At 69.2% G+C, this 17,827-nt stretch carries 11 protein-coding genes; 4 read left to right on the top strand and 7 right to left on the bottom strand.

The window, feature by feature from the left end:
• Position 1 precedes the first annotated feature (1 nt).
• Entirely contained in the window at positions 2-1,276 is a 1,275-nt protein-coding gene (locus BM242_RS20660) for an FAD-dependent monooxygenase (protein WP_093840381.1), read from the bottom strand.
• A 195-nt stretch (positions 1,277-1,471) separates the two neighbouring features.
• Complete coding sequence (locus BM242_RS20655) at positions 1,472-3,916, bottom strand: TOMM precursor leader peptide-binding protein (RefSeq protein WP_093840380.1); 2,445 nt, start codon at positions 3,914-3,916, stop codon at positions 1,472-1,474.
• Between the two features lie 227 nt (positions 3,917-4,143).
• Between BM242_RS20655 and BM242_RS31215 the strand changes: the two genes are divergently transcribed.
• Positions 4,144-4,539 carry a DUF6059 family protein gene (locus BM242_RS31215; protein ID WP_425443893.1) on the top strand — a complete coding sequence of 132 codons (396 nt, stop codon included), beginning with the start codon at positions 4,144-4,146 and terminating at the stop codon, positions 4,537-4,539.
• Here the strand turns inward: BM242_RS31215 and BM242_RS20650 are convergent.
• Positions 4,481-5,086 carry a response regulator transcription factor gene (locus BM242_RS20650; RefSeq protein ID WP_093840379.1) on the bottom strand — a complete coding sequence of 202 codons (606 nt, stop codon included), beginning with the start codon at positions 5,084-5,086 and terminating at the stop codon, positions 4,481-4,483. The genes BM242_RS31215 and BM242_RS20650 overlap by 59 nt on opposite strands.
• Positions 5,087-5,258: 172 nt before the next feature.
• Here BM242_RS20650 and BM242_RS20645 point away from each other — a divergent pair, with 172 nt between their 5' ends.
• Positions 5,259-5,672, top strand: coding sequence for a DoxX family protein (locus BM242_RS20645; RefSeq protein ID WP_093840378.1), 414 nt, complete (start codon positions 5,259-5,261; stop codon positions 5,670-5,672).
• Here the strand turns inward: BM242_RS20645 and BM242_RS20640 are convergent.
• Positions 5,669-5,875, bottom strand: a complete 207-nt coding sequence (locus BM242_RS20640; RefSeq protein WP_093840463.1) for a DUF397 domain-containing protein — start codon at positions 5,873-5,875, stop codon at positions 5,669-5,671. The genes BM242_RS20645 and BM242_RS20640 overlap by 4 nt on opposite strands.
• Positions 5,876-5,889: 14 nt before the next feature.
• Positions 5,890-6,768: a helix-turn-helix domain-containing protein gene (locus BM242_RS20635; protein WP_093840377.1), complete on the bottom strand. Its 879-nt coding sequence runs from the start codon at positions 6,766-6,768 to the stop codon at positions 5,890-5,892.
• Between the two features lie 256 nt (positions 6,769-7,024).
• On the opposite strand from BM242_RS20635, the gene BM242_RS20630 reads away from it, so the two are divergent.
• Both BM242_RS20630 and BM242_RS30455 read left to right on the top strand, forming a co-directional pair.
• Positions 7,025-7,627 (top strand): hypothetical protein, encoded by a 603-nt coding sequence (locus tag BM242_RS20630; RefSeq protein ID WP_093840376.1) that lies wholly within the window; start codon positions 7,025-7,027, stop codon positions 7,625-7,627.
• Between the two features lie 265 nt (positions 7,628-7,892).
• Positions 7,893-8,066, top strand: a complete 174-nt coding sequence (locus BM242_RS30455; protein ID WP_245834333.1) for a hypothetical protein — start codon at positions 7,893-7,895, stop codon at positions 8,064-8,066.
• Positions 8,067-9,564: 1,498 nt separating this feature from the next.
• On the opposite strand, the gene BM242_RS28975 is transcribed toward BM242_RS30455, so the two are convergent.
• Positions 9,565-10,143 carry a hypothetical protein gene (locus tag BM242_RS28975; protein WP_139238391.1) on the bottom strand — a complete coding sequence of 193 codons (579 nt, stop codon included), beginning with the start codon at positions 10,141-10,143 and terminating at the stop codon, positions 9,565-9,567.
• 99 nt (positions 10,144-10,242) lie between these two features.
• Positions 10,243-17,298 (bottom strand): ricin-type beta-trefoil lectin domain protein, encoded by a 7,056-nt coding sequence (locus BM242_RS30905; protein ID WP_093840375.1) that lies wholly within the window; start codon positions 17,296-17,298, stop codon positions 10,243-10,245.
• Between the last annotated feature and the right edge of the window lie 529 nt (positions 17,299-17,827).

Genomic DNA, 17,827 nt, shown 5'->3' with positions numbered 1-17,827 from the left:
CTCAGGCGGCCGAGGGCGCGGCGGGGGTGGGCGCGGCCTCGGCGCCGGTCCGGAGGTCGGCCGGGTCGATCGGGTGCGGGGCGTTGATCACCTTGCCGAAGACGACGTACTTCAGCGGCAGCCTGTTCATGGTCTTGAACCGGACCCGGCGCACCCACACCTTGGCCGGCTTGTGCTGGGCCAGGGCCGCCTCCTGCATGCGCTGGAAGCGGGTCACCCGCCTCTTGTGGCGGCGGCGGGCGGCGACAAAGCCGTCGAACGTCGTGGCCGGCACCGGGCCGGTGCCGGCCCGCAGGGCGGCGGCGATCACCGGGGAGATCATCACCACGTCCTGGATGGCCAGGTTGACGCCCTGGCCCAGGATCGGGGTGCAGGTGTGCGAGGCGTCTCCGATCAGGATCAGGCCGTCCCGGGCCCAGTCCGCCATCTCGGCGGTGAAGATCTCCAGGAAGCCGGTGTCGTCCCAGGTGCGGACGTGCTCCTCGACCAGCGGGCCGAGCCGCGGGTCGATCTCGGTGATGCCGGCCCGGAACGCCTCGATGCCGCGGCGGCGCAGCTCGCCCAGGCCGCGCTTGGGCAGGTTGTGCCCGACGCGCAGGAAGTCCGGCCAGGTGGGCAGCACCACCAGGTGCTTGTCGCGGTTGACGACCAGCTCGGCGTGCTGCCCCCAGCCGGCCGGGCGGGGCAGCTTGAAGGAGAGGAAGTCCCGCTGCTGCGGGGTGATCTCGGCCGCCAGCCCGGCCTCCTTGCGCACCTTGGAGAACCGGCCGTCGGCGCCGACCACCAGCCGGGCGGTGACGGTGACCCGGTTGCCGTCCCGGTCGCGGAGCCGGGCGCCGGTGATGGCGCCGTCCTTCTCCACCAGGCCGGTGCAGCTGGTGCCGGCGGCGTAGGCGTAGCCCGGCTCGCCGGCCGCGGCGTCGTTGAACAGGCCGATCAGCCCGGGCTGCGGGATGTCGATGGGCAGTGCGCCGATGCCGAACCTGCCGTAGTCCACGTTGAGGACCTCCTGGCCCTCCATGCGCATGGAGACGGCGGTGGTCTCCAGATAGCCGTGGTTCTCCAGGGCCGGGCCGAAGCCCAGGCGGCGCAGGGTGACCACGGAGGGCGCGGCCAGGGTCTCGCCGCGGAAGTCGCGGTCGAGGTTCTGCTGCTTCTCCACGACCAGAACGTGGATGCCGCGCCGGGCGAGCAGGCAGCCGAGCAGGGCTCCGGCCGGTCCGCCGCCGACGATCAGCACGTCCACGTCTGTCGGGATGTTCGTCGGGATGCTCATGGACATCTCCTCGTGTCCTGGTGGACTGGGCTTGTCTGGTGGAGCGGGCGGTGGATCGGGCCCGCGGCACGGCAGCCGCCGGTCGCGAGCCGACTGCCGCGAGCCCCCCGCCGCTGTGGCGACTGGACCGTCCCGACGGTAGGAGCGGGTACTCGGCCGGAACTTGAGATGGCATCGGGTGCCACCCGGGCGGCCTCAGACGAACAGGGGAATCGGGTTGAGCTGCTGGTAGGCGGTGGGCTCGGCCAGCCGGCCGAGCGCCACCGGCACGTCGAACAGCCGGCCGGGGGCGAACCGGGCCCAGAAGTGGCGCAGACCGGGCACCAGCACCTTGACCACCGGCAGGCCGATGTCCGGCCGGGTCTGGTCCAGCACCAGCAGCTCCAGCCCGCGGGCGTCCAGCAGGCCGGTGATGGCCGCGATGTCGTCCCGCAGATCCGCGCGCGGCCGGTAGTGCCAGTCGTCCGGGGTGCGCGGCGCCGCGCCCGGGTCGGGCGTCAGATAGGGCTGGCGGGCCACGGTCTCGCCGGTCCACCAGGCCCGGGTCTCCGGGTCCTGGACGCCGTAGCCGGTGCCGTCCGGGCGGACATGCCACACACTGGGCAGCAGCTGGGCCATCTCGGTGACCGCGCGGCGCAGCGCCACCCGCGGGTCGAAGTGGGCGCCGAAGCCGAAGACGATGTCCTCGGCCGGCTTGTCGGTGCGGCGGGAGACCACCGCCACCACCGGGATGCCGAAGTCGGAGGTCAGATCCAGCGCCCACAGCTCCCGGCCACCGCGACGGCAGCCCTCGGCCACCCTCGCCACGGCCGGTTCTCCGAAGGCGTCCAGATCCAGGGCGGGCTGGCGGGTGCGGTTGTACCACCACAGGGCCACCGCGTCCCGCTCGACGAGTTCCAGGAACGCCTGCACCAGGGCGTCCTCCGGGCTGGCTCCGGCGCCGTTCCCGTTGGAGTCGGCGCGCAGGCCGCTGCCCACGCCGTCACCGCTGCCGCCGCTGCCGCCGGCCGCGGCGGTGGTGGCGGCGGCGGCCTGCTGCTGGGCCGGGGAGGCGTAGTAGAGGAGTTCGGTGGGCAGCAGCCTGCGCCGCCCCCCGGTCAGCGACCACACCGGCGTCCACTCGCACACCCGGTCCGGGTCGAAGCGCGGCGGGACGTGGTGGAACGGGGAGGGGTAGGCGGTGTTCCACTGCTCCCGGGCGGCGAACTGCCGGTCGTCGAACAGCTGGCAGTCGTTGGGGTGCACGGCCGCCTCGCCCAGTCCGCGCAGCGAGTCCCGGACCACCGGCTCATCACCGTGCCGGACTCCGCAGTAACGTTCCAGCGCCTCGCAGAGCGCACTGGTACGGGCCTCGGTGTCGGTGTTCCCCTTGCCGCCGCTCAGCGCCCGCAGCCCGGCCCGCACCCCGGCCAGGGTCCGGGAACCGACCGCCAGATTCGGCCCCGACACATAGGAGTGCACAAACTCCGGCGCCCGCGGATCGCGGCGCAGCTCCGCCACCACCCCGGTGACGCTGTCCACCAGATGCCCGTAGCGGCCCAGCACCTCCTCGGCGCGGGCCGCCCGGTGCCCGTTCCCCGGATCCGCGGCCTTGGGCCGGGACCGCACGACGAACGGGGTCCGCACCGTCCGGGCCACCATCCCCGGGTCGCCGCAGTGCCCGCACTGCGGGCGGCGGGTCACCGGGTGGTTCACCGTGCGCAGGTTCAGGGTGTCCACGCTGTGGATCTCGTGCTGCCCCGGATAGCGCATCCCGGCCAGCCACTTGGCGGTCTCCAGCACCGCGGCGTGCTGGGCCATGGCCCGGCCCGCCGCCAGCGACGCCTCGGGGCGGGGCAGCGGGCCGGTCAGCCGCAGGGCGCGGCGCAGCGGCTGCTCGGCGGCCCGGTGGCCGCCCAGCCGCACGGCGAGACAGTGCCAGCAGGCGCCGTCCGGCTGGAACAGCGGGCCCACCCAGGGCACCCGGCCCGACAGCTTGGCCAGCAGCCAGGGGCGGCCCGCGGCCCGGTGCCGCTCGTCCACCCCGGCCAGCTCCGGCAGCAGATAGTCGTCGCACAGCACCAGCGACAGATCCGCCTCACCGCCCCGGCCCCCGCCCCCGTCCCCGTCCTCCAGGACCGTCACCCCGGACTCCCGGCAGGCGTCCCGCAGCGGCCCCGGGTCGGCGGCGGCCAGATTGACGATGCGGACGGTGGCGGCGGCCAGCCGGCAGGCGCCGCCGTCCGGCAGCCCGACCAGGTCCCAGTAGGCCTCGGCCGCCGGGTCGGCGGGATGGCCGGACGCGGCGCCGGCGTGGCATTCGCCGGCCGGCGGGCCGGTGGGCGGGCAGGTGTGACCGCCGGCCGGCTCCCGGCGGGTGCGCAGCAGCCCGGCGGCGTCCAGGCTGCGCAGCGCGCCCACCACATCGGCGGGCGACAGGCGCGGGGCCGCGGCCTCCAGCACCGCGCGTAGCGTCCGGGTGCCGTCCAGCAACGGCGCCAGCACCTCGGCAGGTCTGCCGCGTAGGGCGGTCACCCCTTCCGGCGAGACCAGATAGGCCGCCTCACCGGGCACGACGGTCGCCTGGAGATGGCTCTTGAAACCGATGACGACCTGGTCGTTGCCGGTCGCGGTGCTGTGGTCGATCACCCCTGCAGTCATGGTGTTCCCCCAGTGGATGTCCTGACGTGACGGTAAAGAAATCGTCGGGGGAGCCGGGGTGCGGCGGACAGTGGCTCGCTCATCGATGGACCGTGAAACCGTCACTTGACGCGGCCCGAGCGAGGCTCAAGGCGCACTCCAGCCGGGTCCGAGCCCAGTCCGAGCCGGGCCTGAGAAGGGCCCGCCACCATGGAGCACGAGCCACCGAACCGACAGGAGATGGGGACATGGCCGGCAGGAAGCAGTGTGACGCCATCCAGTTCGTGAGGCGACAGCCGCGGGCGCTCGCCAAGGCGCTGGCGGCTTTCGGATGGATGTGGATGCCCCGGCCGGCCGAAGCCGATGTCCCCGGTTCCCTCGCCGGGCCCGGAGCCGATGACGTCTCCGGGCCCGCCGGTGCCCGCCGCCTCGCTCAGACCGCCCCGCACCCGTGGCCGGCCTGGGCCGACCCGGTGGCGGGGGCCTGGGCGGGACGGTGGATCTTCGACGAGCCGCCGCCGGGCCACCCCGAGCGCCTGGTGCCCGGCCCGCTCAGCCCGCTGGAGTCCGACCTGGCCCGGGAGCTCAAATCCAGCCCTGCTCGCGGGCGATCCGAATCGCGTCCACCCGGTTCCGTGCGTTGAGCTTGGTGACCACCGAGGTCAGATAGTTGCGCACGGTGCCCACCGACAGAAACAGGCGCGTGGCGATCTCCACCGCCTCCGCGCCCTCCGCCGTCATCCGCAGCACCTCGGTCTCCCGCTGGGTGAGCGGATTGGCTCTGGCCTCCCAGGCCGAAAAGGCCAGTTGGCGATCGATCACCCGCTCCCCCGCCGCGACCCGGCGGATGGCGTCGGCCAGTTTGGCGGGCGGTGCGTCCTTGGCGATGTAGCCGGAGACCCCGGTCTCCATCGCCCGGCGCAGATTGCCGGGACGGCTCAGACCGGTGAGCATGAGGGTGCGGCAGGTCGGCAGCCGCTCATGGATCACCTCGGCCGCCGACAGCCCGTCCGTCCCCGGCAGATCGATGTCCAGAACCGCCACATCCGGCCGGTACTTGAGCACCGCGGGAACAATGTCGTCCCCGTGGTCGACCTCTGCCGCCACCTCGATATCGTGCTCGAAGTCCAGCAGCGCGACCAGCGCACCACGGATCATGTGCATGTCCTCGGCAAGCACGATCCTGATCATCCTCTGAATCCCCCGAGAGGCGGTGTGCACAGCAAGTGAGAGCGCCCCCCTCACACTACCTCCGCAACTCAAGTCCGAACATGGCTTGTTCGGTGCCCCGGACATAGCCCCCGCAGTGCCCGCCCCGCCGGACCGGCGGCCCCCTGACCGTCCCGCAGAGAGGCAGGACCCCGTGAAGTCCCCCCTGAAGATCCTCGCCGCCGTGGCCTCCGCAGTGGTGATCTTCGAGTTCAGCCTCCAGGCCATCGGCAAACTGGCGCTGCTGGACGAGATGCAGGTGCAGTTCGAGGACATCACCGGCAGCCGCTTCCCCGTCCCGCTGACCCTGGCCCTCGGCGTCGCCGACGTGGCCGGCGTCGCCGCCACCGTCCGCGGCTTCCGCAACCCCCGCTGGGGCGTGGCCGCCGGCGCCTACTTCACCCTGTGGACCGGCGTGCTGCTGACCTTCCAGCTCGCTCGCGGCAACGGCGGCATGCTCCTCTTCCGCGGCGCCCTCTTCTTCACCTCCGCCGCCCTCCTCCTCATCACCCGCACCATCCAACTCACCCGCACCCGCAACACCCCCACCACCGCCCTGGCCGGCTAACACCGCCCGGCGCGCAACGCGCCGACGAAAGCGGCGAACCCCTCCGCCGCGAACACCAGCAGCGCCCCGCCCGGCTCCTTGGAGTCCCGTACGGCTATTCTGCCCCTTGTGGCATGCCGGGCGACCTCGACGCACTCGCCGCCCGCGTTGCTGTACGACGACGCGCGCCAGCGAGCGTCCGCCGGATCCGAGCCCGTGATCATGGTGCGGTGCGCGTTCATTCCTGGATCTCCCTCGATAGCTGTTGCAGAAACTTCGGGGTGTCCCCGGGCGGCAGGGCGTCGGCCACCATCGCGTCGAACATCCGGGAGAACCGGCCGACCTCGCGCGGCTTGTCCGTGACCGCGACGGTGAACCAGGCGGTATCCGTCTGCACCGCCGTGGGCAGCCCGCCACCCAGGATCATGATGTTCATGTGGTGGAAGGCGACATACCCGCTGCCGGCCTGCGGGAGCACTTGCAGGGTCACGTTCTCCCGCGCCGCCAGCCGGGCCAGTGCCGCGTACTGCTCGCGCATCACCTCCGCGTCACCGATCACGTAGCGCAGCGCGGGTTCGTACAGGACCACCCAGGCCTTGAGCGGTTCCTCCTCCTGTACCAGCACCTCCTGCCTTTTCATCCGAAGCCGCACGCTCTGCTCCACGAACTCGGTCGTGCTCTCGTCGATCGGCTTGTGCAGGTCGTGCAGCGCCCGCGCATAGGCCTCGGTCTGGAGCAGCCCCGGAACGATGGTCGGATGGAACTGCCGGATCTCCCGGGCGGCGGACTCCACTCCGAGAAATCGCTGCATGCCCGAAAGCATGTTGGCTCCGCTGCCCGTGCCGGTCCACCACTCACGGCTCGACGCCTCGCGCTGCAGCGCCACCAGCCTGTCCGTCTCCTCACAGTCCGTGACGCCGTAGCGCTCCAGCAGGTCGCGGAGATGCCCGGCCTGGCGGAAGGACTTCCAGCCGGTCTCCACCCGCTGGAGGGTGCTCTCGTCGAAAGGCAGGCCTCGTACGGCCTGTTCGATGGTCAGTCCGGCCTGTTTCCGCAATTGGCGCAGTTCGTGTCCGAGTCCGATGCGCCTCGCGGTCGGCTGCGGTCTGGCGGCCATGTGTCCTCCGTTCCGCGCATGGGCACGCCTTCGCCCGCCTTGCGATCAGCGTGCTACCCGGTCCGCACGCCGCGGAAGCCATGCGCATGCACTGGCATTTGCCATTTTTCCCGCTAAGGATGAATCTCAGCAGATTCTATTGCGCGGATAACTCCTGCCAGGACACCGTTGTTTGCACCCCGCAAGGCACGCCCATCCCTCAGCACGCGGCTGTCACCAGGGCTTTCCCTCACATGCCCCATTCCGGAGGCCAGCGGTGCCCACCACTCCCGCACACAATTCCGAATCCGCCGACCGCTCCTGGCTCGCCACCGGCGCCCGCGTCCACGACGCCGCCACGGGCCGCACCGGCATCGTCCACCTGCTGCGCGGTGACGATGGCGCGCTGCGCACCGGCGGCATACCCCACGCCACCCGCGCGCTCCTGCGACCTCTCGGCCACGGACAGCCCTGGTGGGCCCGCACCGCCGACCTCCACCCCGACGACCCCGGCACCCCTACCGACCCGAACCACCCGGAGCACACCCCCATGCGCACCCCACCCGTTCTCCTCTGGCTCACCGGCGACGACACCCACATCCGCACCGCCTGGAAAGACCTCACCACCGCCCTCGGCACCCGCACCGACATCTCCATGACCACCTACGCCTACCCCGCCCGCCACCTCTCCCTCGCCGGCTGCCGCGTCCTCAGACTCGAACTCAGCGCGCACACCACCTACATCCGCGAAGCCACCGCCCACCCCGACCTGGGCTGGACCTTCCACACCGGCCACCCATGCCCCGCAGAGGAAACCGTCCCCCTCGCCCTCCACCTGGCCACCGAGAGCCAGGCCACCGGTGGACTCAGGCGGGCGTGAGCCGTTCGCAGCAGTCGTAGTTCGCTGAGCGATGATCTTTCCGTCACGGAAGTCGAAAAGGCCGCGATATGGGCCCGCAGGGTGTGTCCCGCGGGCAGCTCGCCGAGAGGAACGGCGGTCGTTGCGGTCCAAAGCACTTCCAGGGCGACCTGGTCCCCCACCGCGACGGCGTTGACCGCCTCGAAGCCCTGCTCACGCAGAGCCGACCGGCCCGCTCCGGCCGCGGCGCACAGACCGACGACGTCTTGGCCTCCCTCGTCCCGGCGTGCTGGACACCGGAACGCTCGCCTTCTTCGTCGGTCAGGCCGCCGCGGTCCTCGTCCAGGAGCAACTGGCCGAACAGGGATACGGCGACCTCCGCTTCCCGCACGGCTATGCCTTCCAGCACCTGATCGACAACGAGCCCACGGTCGGCGAGCCGGCAGCGCACCGGCCATAACGCAACAGGGACCCTCCCAGGCGGAGGCGGAACTCGAACGCCTCGGCTACTGCGAACGCACACCCGACCCGGCGGACGCCCGCATCCGCCGGGTACGGCTCACCCCACGCGGCCGGAACGCCATCACCACCGCACAACACGCCCGCACCGCCCCCGACCGCCGCCTCGGCCGCCGACACCTGGACGACCTCGGGCGGACCCCCGGCAATCGAACGCCGCGCCGTACGCCCACTCCCCCAATGACCTGACTTACCGACCCGCCGGCTTGCCACCGGCATCAACAGCCCAGATGTGCGCAGGCCCGCACCGAAACGCGGTAGCAGTGCCCCTGGCCGGACGTCTCGACGCCAGCAGCCTCCCCGTCACCAGCCGCCTCTCCATGGGCACCTCAGAAGCACGGGAAGAGGCGGTGTGCGCGATCCCTCCGGCGGCACGCGCGACGTTGGTGAAGGCGCGTTCGCCGCTCCATCGACAGTATCGCGCGAGACACTCCCGCTCACGAGACCACCGACTTGGGCAGGCGCACTCACCGCCCGCGCCGGTGCCGGGCACGACCTCCCCGGCGAATCCTGATTCTGCCTCGAATGAAGACAGCCAATCAATCTGGCCGAATGAGGTCAGGAAGACTGATTAGATACCGATTGTGCCTCAAGTCACCATGAGCATCATGAAGCACCGCCAAGGCAGAGCGTAGAGCCCGACTCGGGGTATCCATAAACTCAACCAGAGAGACCCGCGACACTACATCAGCAAAGCTATATGAGATCTCCACATCGCTACCCTGTCTCACTGCTGCAATCGAATGCTGGGTCTGCGAGGTTTCCACAACAGATTCATCGGATGATGCAACTTCCCGCTGCAACTGAACGACCATCAGGACGAAATCGATTACAGGTAGACCAGGCGTCCGATTACAGGTAGACCAGGCGTCCTGAGGTTAATTTCATTCTTCCCGTCGTCAATCACCACATCGACATTGAAGTAGTAAAAAGTCAGGTCATTTGCGGTCAACGTGCGAGCCGACCGGCCCGCCAGACCACCAACGCCCCAGGAAGAATCATCGGCTCGAGGTAGGAATCTGAATGACTTCAATTTTGTCACCTATAGGCTGATCGACCGGCCATGCCCGTTGCAGGGTGGGGGGATTTCCGCAGGCGTGTACCTCATCTGGTTCATTGTTTCATGGCAGGGAATAACGGAAGGCTGTCCCGACCCGGTTTACCCCGGGAACACCCCGGCGTGGTGGCCCAGTTTTGTACCCGCGTGACAGGCGTCGTTTTCGAGCGCGCGGCCCCTTCCTTCCGGCTTCCGCAACCTGATTGTCTGCGCCCGCATCCAGCTCGGTGGACCGGTCGTGCTCGTCTGGAGTCCTGCGTGTCCCGCTCGTTGACACATGACGCGGTGAAGCCGCCCTCAAGCCGTGCCACAAGGGCGGTTGAACTGAATCACATGCCACCATAGGAAATTCACGCCGAACTTGAAGAGATCCCGTTGCCGCTCATCGAGTCCACTTCTGCCACTCCCATTCCCCGGCGTTAGTCAACCCAGCACCCGGATTTCTGACGTACACCCGAGTATTATTCTCTCCGTACCACCAGTCAGAGACTCCGGAAGCCTCTCTGATGCAGGGCATAGACTCAATAACGTCTGCGAGTAGCTCATGATTCGCAACCACCCCACCCTGAGCAGAATGCCAGCGATCCGTCTCTGCGTGAAGAGCCTCCGACGCCAAGAAATTGAACAAGCTCGGGTATGCCGGAAAATAGGAGAATTGCCCCTGGCTTTCGTAACCGTAAAACACCCTTTGAGTGAGGGATAGATAGACACCCACCGGGCGATCAACAGACCCGCTATCGAAAAGATCAATGAACGGCCCGTCGTCTTCCTCGTCAATTTCGGGGCGAGGTTGAATAGAAATTGGACCACCAAAGACCCATGAGCGGCTCTCGTAAGACAAACCTGCAAATTTGCCGTGTACCTCCGACAGTAGTTTCCAAAACCTCTCCCCCGTTCCCGGGAATACCTCCTCGCATTCCTGGACAAGATTCTCCTTATAGGGGAGCTGGGTGGCACCCACACGCTCAGCGTATTCGAGGAGAAACCACTTAAGCGACGGGCCGACCCCTTCACTGCAGGAGATATCGGCTGAGAAATTGAAAGAAATACCTAATCACTCCTACCTTATTGTAGGGCGGGATGCCGGACGCCCCGTGTGAAGAACATTGAAGTGATCGAGAACTCTAGCACAAGCAGGGCACGGATCCACAAGTTCCCCAGCCCACCGATTACCCCACCGCTTAGAGGGTACAGCCATGGTGGTGATCATATGCCCCGCAACGTCTATACCCTGGTTGAGGGCCTGATTCAAGCAATGCATTTCACTGCATCTTCCATGCGGAACTTTCAGGTCCCGAAACACTATCGCCAGGCCATCGTTGATGGGATCGAGGAAACCCGAACGCGGAGGTGTAGCAACACCAGGAATGGTCGTCTCGGAAATGGTGCCGGGCCTGTTCCGCTTGCTGACCGAAGATACGATCTCGTTGAAGCGTTCGCCCAGGCGCTCCAAAGCCGGCATCTCGGGGGAGAGATCTTTTACCACGCCCGCAGAGTCGGCAACAAATCTGCTCGACGAGGCCGTCGAAGACTTCGTTGCTGCCGAAGTCGCCACCTTGACGGTACTGGATGCTGCGGATGACGTGGCCGAGAGGGCGAGCCCGGCACCAGGCAGCCAGGGGAAGGTGAACTCGGCGAACCACTGGCCGATTTTATAGAAAATGCTGTCCTTCCGAGGTTCCCCCGCCAGGTCTTTGAGCGTCTGAGTTACGCTGATCGACGTTCGACCTTCGCGGTCTGCTCGGAGAAGGTTGGCGGCCTCGTGGTTTCCAGCGAGCCGATAGAAGCCCTCGGCGGTTTTAGAGCCGATTTCTACACCCTGGTGAACGACGCCACCAACAAAATCTCCTCCGGCTTCGATCGTGTCATCGAGCCACTGCCATAGGCCGGTGGGGTCGGCGTGGGTGACGGGGTTGTTGTTGGCGTAGTTGTAGCCGTTGATCTGGACCGGATTGGTGAGGTCGATAATGGGGTCGGGGGTGAGGAAGCGGCCGGTGGTGGGGTTGTATTCGCGGGCGCCGAGGTGGGTCAGGCCGGTGGTGTGGTCGTCGGTGCCGCCGATGAAGCCCTGGTGGGAACGCCATTTGGCGGGCTGGGGTCCGCGGGGGTTGCCGAAGGGGTCGGTTTTCTGCTTGAGGAGTTCCTGACCGGCATCGAGGGTGACCTGGGCGGTGGGGGTGCCGTGGTGGTCGGCCAGGAGGGTGAGCAGGGTGCTGGTGGTGGTGGAGGTGAGGGTGTGGCGCATGACGGTGGGTGCGCCGGGGTGGGTGTAGTAGCGCTGGGCGTAGGACTGGCCGCCGGCGGCGTCGGTGGAGTATTCGGCGTCGGGGAGGTAGAGGGTGTGGGAGCCGGCCGTTGAGGCGATGATCCGGTTGCCGGCGGCGTCGTAGAGGTAGGTGGTGGTGTCGGCGAAGGCCCACTGCTGGGCGGGGCTGGTGCCGGTGCAGGTGGCGAGGGTGAGGTCGGTGCCGTCGGAGGTGTCGGGGGCGGTCAGGCACAGGCCGGAGGCGGTGTGCTGGATGTCGCCGGAGGTGGTGACGCTCCAGTGCTGGTCGGTGTCGCCGGTGCAGTCGGCCAGGACGACGGCCGTGCCCGTGGTGGGGGTGGCCGAGGCGGGTGCGGCGCAGCCGGTGAGGACTTTCAGTGCGCCGGTCGCGGGGTCGTGGCCGGGGTCCCCGGGCTCACCGGCGGGTTCCAGGCTGGTGCGCTGGGCCTTGGTGCCGTTGCAGGCGTAGAGCTGGAGCGGGGTTCCGGCGGCGGTGTCGGCGCCCTGGAGGTCCGCGCATTTGCCGGCCGGGCCGAGGAGCTGGCCCTGTCCGTCGGCGCCGAAACCGGTGACCGTCTCGGCCTTGCCGTCCCAGGTCCAGGTCAGGGTCTGGGTGTCGCCGCCTTCGGTGCGGGAGACGGTGTTGCCGGTGTCGTCGTAGGCCAGGGCGGAGATGCTGTCGACGGCCGGTGTGTCCTCGGCGATGCCGGTGAGGGTGTGGGGCTGGTCGCCGGTGGCGTCGCCGTAGGTGTAGGTGGTGACGCTGTCGCCACTGGTGTCGACCTGGCCGCCGCTGAGGGTGACAGCCGGGTCGTGGCGGGTGAGCCGGGTGCGGTTGCCCAGGGCATCGTAGGCGTAGGTGTGCCAGTAACCGTCCTGCGCGTCGGTGACATTGACGGTGGTGACACTGCCGGAGGCGTCGGTGTAGACCGGGGCGGCGCTCTGCTTGCCCTGCGGCGTGCACGAGTCCACCGGATCAGGGCCAGGGGCCGCGGTCCAGGCCTCGGTGAGCTGCGCCAGCGCGTCGTAGGTGAAGCACTGCCGGTCCACGGTGGTGGTGCCGCCGGCCGCCGCCGGGGCGGTATCGGTGATCGAAGTGACGTTGCCGGCCGGGTCGTAGCCGTAGGCGCGGTCGTTGATGCGGTGCGGATTCGCGATCTCCCGGTCGGCCACCGACCGGATCAGCTGCCCGGTGCTCTCGTCGAAGAAGTTGGACGTCCACACCCGGTGCGGCTGGGCACCGGTGACCGTTCGCTGCACCTCTCCCCATGGGCTGTAGACGGTGTCGGCGGTGTACCAGTCGGTGCCGGAGGTGGTCACCGGCAGGCCGTCCGCGTTGTAGCGGGTGATGACCGTCTCACGGCCGAATCCACCGATGTCCGGGACGGTGGTGGTGAGCAGCTTGCCGGTGCGGGTGTAGCGGTAGGTGTATTCGTAGACGCCGGCCAGGCCCGTGGTGGGGCCGCCGTCCGGGCCGAGCGGAACGGTGATCTTCTCTCCCGTGGGCCGGTACTCCGCGTCGTATCCGGTGATCTCGGTGGTGAGGGCAAGACCATCGGTATAGCGAGTCGAGGCGACCGGCTGCCCCACCGCGCCGGGCAGCGAGTCATAGGTGAACTCGGTCAGCACCGTGCCGGCGGAGTTGTCCAGGCGCTGCTCCGTGGTGCGGCCGATGGCGTCGTAGCCGTTCCATACCGTGATGCCGCGGGCATCGGTGGTGGTGACGACCTGGTCGAGGTCATCGTAAGTCTTCGTGGAGACACCGGCGTCGGGGTCGTCGGCCGAGACCTTGCGGCCCCGGGCGTCGTAGTCCCAGGTCCAGGTGTTGCCCTCGGTGTCGGTGGCGGTGACGAGGTTGCCGCGCGGGTCGTAGGCGTACGTGGTGGCCAGGAATTCCGTTCGGGCGGCGTCGGTGAAGTGCTCGATGCGGACGGTACGTTCCAGGGCATCGGTGAAGGTGCGGGTAGCCGCTGCGCCCTTGGGCGGGATGACGGTGGTGACGTCGTCGTTGTACGCGTATGCCGTGACCCGGTCGACGGTGTCGGCGGCGCCGTCCTGGGCGATGCCGGCGAAGACGGGGGTGAGGGTCAGCGGGCGGCCCAGGCCGTCGTAGGTGTAGCGGGTCGCGTTGGACACCTCCGTCTGGGACAGCAGCTCGAACAGGGTGGTGTCGGGCTCGCCGTCGCCCAGGTACGCGTTGTTGGTCTGGCGGACGGTGCCGCTTGCGTTGTACAGGGTGTCGGTGATCAGCCGGCCGCCGCCGACCGCTTCGGACTGGCTCTGCCGCTCGCGCCCCAGGCCGTCGTACAGCTGGGTGGCCACGGCGTAGGTTCCGTCGTCCCGCAGAGTGCGGCCGGTGACGGCGATCGGCTTGCCGGTCAGCACCTCGTAGGCGAACGCGTACATCGGTGGATCGGAAGCCGGCTGTCCGGGAGTGCGTACCGAGGTCAGGCGGCCGAGCGCGTCGTATGACTGAGTCGCCGAGCGGCCGTTGGTGTCCGTGGTGACCGTGGTGACGCCACGTCCCGGATCGATCTCCGCCGTTGCCGTGTGACCGAGGGCGTTGGTCGTGGTGCTGGAGAACGCCTGCCCGGTGGCCGGGGTGTACTCGGTGGTGGTGGTGTGGTCGGAGGCGTCGGTGAGGGTGAGCGGGCGGCCGTAGGTGTCGTAGGTGGTGGTGGCCACCTTGATCCAGCCGTTGCCGGTGCCGTCGGTCTCCCAGTGGGTGGTGGCCAGGCCCTTGGTGGGGGTGGCGCCCAGGGTGCCGCCGTCGTAGGCGGTGCGGACGGCCGCGACGACGTCGTCGCCGGTGGCGGTGGGGGCGTCGGCGCAGGTGCCGGCGGTGGTCCTGGATTCCTTGGGCAGGCCGATCAGATGGACGCCGGTGTTGTGGACGTGGGAGGTGATGGTGCAGGTCTCGTCGCCGGTGCGGCCGGTGTCGCCGAGGCTTTCCATCTGGACCGGCAGGCCGTGGACGGGGTCGTACTCGGTGGTGGTGCGCACGGTGCGGGTGGTGCGGGTGTCGCCGGGATAGGTGCCGGAGGCCGCGCTTTCGGTGAAGGTCTCGTCGACCTGGACGCGGTAGGCCTTCAGGTCGGGGACGTCGTCGCGGGCGCGGGTGGCCAGCAGGTGGCGGGAGGGGATGCCGACCGTGCGGGAGACGACCTGGCCGCCGGCCCGGTCCAGGGTGAGGGTCTCGGCGGCCATGCCCTGGAACTGCGCGTAGTCGGGGGCGACGGCGGCGCCGGTGGAGTCGGTGACGGTGACGTTGCGGGTGCCGCCGCCGGGGAGGGGGTCGCCGTGCATGCCGCGGAAGAAGCGGGTGGTGGCCTCGGACTGGACCGTGCCTTCGGCGGTGCTGGTCACGCCGGTACGGACGGAGACCTCGGGGTAGCCGCGCCACTGGTCGTAGGTGCGGGTGGTCTTCTTGGTGAACTCGCCCTGGTTCTTGGCCCAGCCGGCGCCGCCGGAGTAGTCGTACTGGGTGACCACATCGGGCACGCCGTCGATGCGCGGCTTCTGCTCGATCATGGTGACGACGTACTTGTTGAACCAGTCGATGGACTCCTCGTCCGGGTCCGGGTGCCAGTAGACCGGGTAGCAGCGGGAGGTGTTGTTCTCCGGGGCGGGGTAGCCGGTGCCGGTGGCGCAGTGGCCGCCCGGGGTGGAGTAGGTGACGGCGATCTCGCCGCCGATCTCCGTGATGACGCGGCGGATGCGCAGCCGGTCGAAGGCCGGGCGCGGGTCGGACGGGCCCTCGACGACGCGGTTGGGCATGGGCTGGTTGTTGTGGGAGAACTCCACCGGGTTCATGCGCTGGGAGATCCCGCCGGGGGCGTAGCCGGTGCGGGTGATGGACTCCAGCCACAGCGGCGGCGCGGTGTCGGTGAGGGTGCGCGGGAAGGACTGGACGAGGTCCCAGGAGTCCACGGCGGAGCGGGCGGTGGAGCCGGGGGTGCGCTGGGCGCGGGTGGTGACCTTGTCCAGCAGCTTGCGGGACCAGAAGGTGGGCGAGGCCACCGGGCAGCGCTTGCCGGTGGCGCCGGTGCAGTGCAGATTGGCCGGGGTGTCGTACCAGATGCGGTACCGGCCGTAGTCGCGGGAGGCGAAGGCGGCGTCGGTGCAGTCCAGTTCCTGCTCGGTGAAGCAGCGTTCCGCCACGTCGAAGACGACCTCGGCGATCGGCTCGGCGGAGAAGAGGGAGCCCGAGCGCTGGCCGTACTTGATGGCGGTGAGGTGGCCGCCGCGCACATACTGCCGGGGGGAGGTGTACTTCTCGTTCTGGGCGTAGTAGTTGGTCTCCTTCTCCCACCACAGCGTCATGGCGTTGCCGTGCACGTCCACCACGTAGTCGAGGTTCCAGCGCCAGCCCTGGTCGCAGTGGGCGGAGGCGAAGGTGGTGCTGTAGCAGGGCTCGCCGGGGTGGTTGCCGTAGACCGGGACGGTGAAGACGGAGTCGGTCACCGGCTCGCCGGAGGTCCAGCCGGGCAGCCTGTGCCGGCCGAAGAAGTACTGGGTGCCGGCGCGGTCGGTGACCTTCCAGTACTCGCCCCCGTGGGCGCCGTTGCCGCTGCCCGCGCCGGTGACGCGCTCGATCTTCGAGCCGTCTCCGTTGACGGTGACCCATTCGCCGGTGCTGTCGTCGCGGACGAGTTCGACGGTGGAGCCGCCCAGGTGCATGACCGCGTTCCAGGAGGCCCAGCACAGGTCGGAGGTCTTGCGGCCGGTGTTGTTGGCGCCGGTGGTGGCGTCGTCCCGGCAGGAGCGGTAGGTGCGCTCGACATAGCCGGGGTGGTAGTCCCAGCCGTCGCCGATCCAGGACGCCTGGTTGTTGGTGGCGGAGGTGCGGCCGTCGACGACCTGGGAGTTGTAGGTGAAGGCGATCCTGGGCGTCGGGCCGGCCGGGACGGGGGGAACGGTGAGCGGCTCGGACCAGGTGAAGGCGCCGGAGGAGCCGCCGGCCGACCAGGTGCCGGCGGCGGCGATCGGGGTCGCGGTGTAGTCGCCCTTGGGGCCGGAGCCGGAGTCGGTGGCGGCGAGGACGGCGGAGCCGCCGCCGGAGCCGGAGGTGGTGAACGCGGCCTGGACCGCCGAGCCGTCGCCGTCCTTGGTGCCCATACCCGAGGCCGACGTGCCCGAGACCGAGGCGGAGGCCACGGTCGCGGCCTGGGCGGAGGCGGCAGCGGCGGCGGCCATGTCCACGGTGGCGGTGATCCGGCCGGTGGCGTTGTCGTTCTCGGTCGGCAGGGTGGTGGCCGCGTTGCAGGCTTCGATCTCCGGGGTGGTCAGGAAGCATTCCGGATAGAGCACAAACTGCATCCGGTCCGCCCAGTCCGCGGAGTAGAGCTGCTCGAAGTCGGTGTAGTCGAGGGCGACATCGACCTCACCGGCGGTCTCGGAGGGCGCGGTGACGGTCATCACCATCGCCTCCAGCTCGTCCGCGGCCGCCTGTTCGGGCGTCGGGCTGGCGTCCTCCTCGGGGGTGCCGAGGGTGACCTGCCAGTCCCCGGCGAGCGCGGCGGCCTCGGTGGGCGTGGCGTCCTCCGGTACGCCGACCAGGACGGGGAGTTCACCGGCGGGGGCCTCGTCGCCCGGGGCGGGGGCGGTCAGCGCGGCGGCGTCGGTGCCGGAGGCGGGGGCGGCGGTGTGGGCCGGCTCGTACTCCACCACCGGGGTGGCGCCCTCGCCGGCCAGGTCGTCCAGCACACCGGTGTCGGCGTCGGCGGCCGGGTCCTCTTCCGGCAGTTCGGGCAGTTCGGTCCCGGAGCGGTCGCCGTCCGACGGCGGCACGGCGAGGGCCTGCTGCGGCATCACACCCACCAGCACCGCACAGGCCAGTCCGGTCACCACACCGGTTCGCGCCCACCGCAGTCCACGGCCCGCCCACGACAACGACACCGGACACAACCCCCCAAGGAGCACGGCAGGAAAACGCCGCGAGAAAGCGCACCCCACCCGGAAAAAGCGATCGGACAGCACAACAGATCCGCGGAATCCTCTGCCCACTGCACGGCACCAGGCAAACAATGAATCGAAGATGTGATGACCGTCACGCGCTATAGCGGCGCATTTCAAGGCCAATGAGGGATTGCAAGAGAATTACCACGAAAGCAGATGCAGATCACATCGATGGCAAATCCGAGGAAGGTGTGAAGCACTGCCATACCATGCCACTCCGGGCGGATCGGTCATCTGACAAACCGTCTGACGTGCATCTTCCCCTCAAGGTCACGGTGAGATCACGGGGAGGCTCCATTAAGGGATCTTCACCGGGCCCGGTGCTTCGGTCGGGTGGGCCGCCCTGTTCATTCGCGGCCCCGTCCGGCATCATCTGCTGACGTTTTCCGCCCTCGTTCCGGTTCCCGGCGGAAATTTCGGC

Origin of the sequence: Streptomyces aidingensis (genome assembly GCF_900112355.1) — a bacterium.
Taxonomy (GTDB): domain Bacteria; phylum Actinomycetota; class Actinomycetes; order Streptomycetales; family Streptomycetaceae; genus Streptomyces; species Streptomyces aidingensis.
Note: the sequence above shows the minus strand (reverse complement) of the source record. Positions and strands in the feature narration are given on the sequence as shown.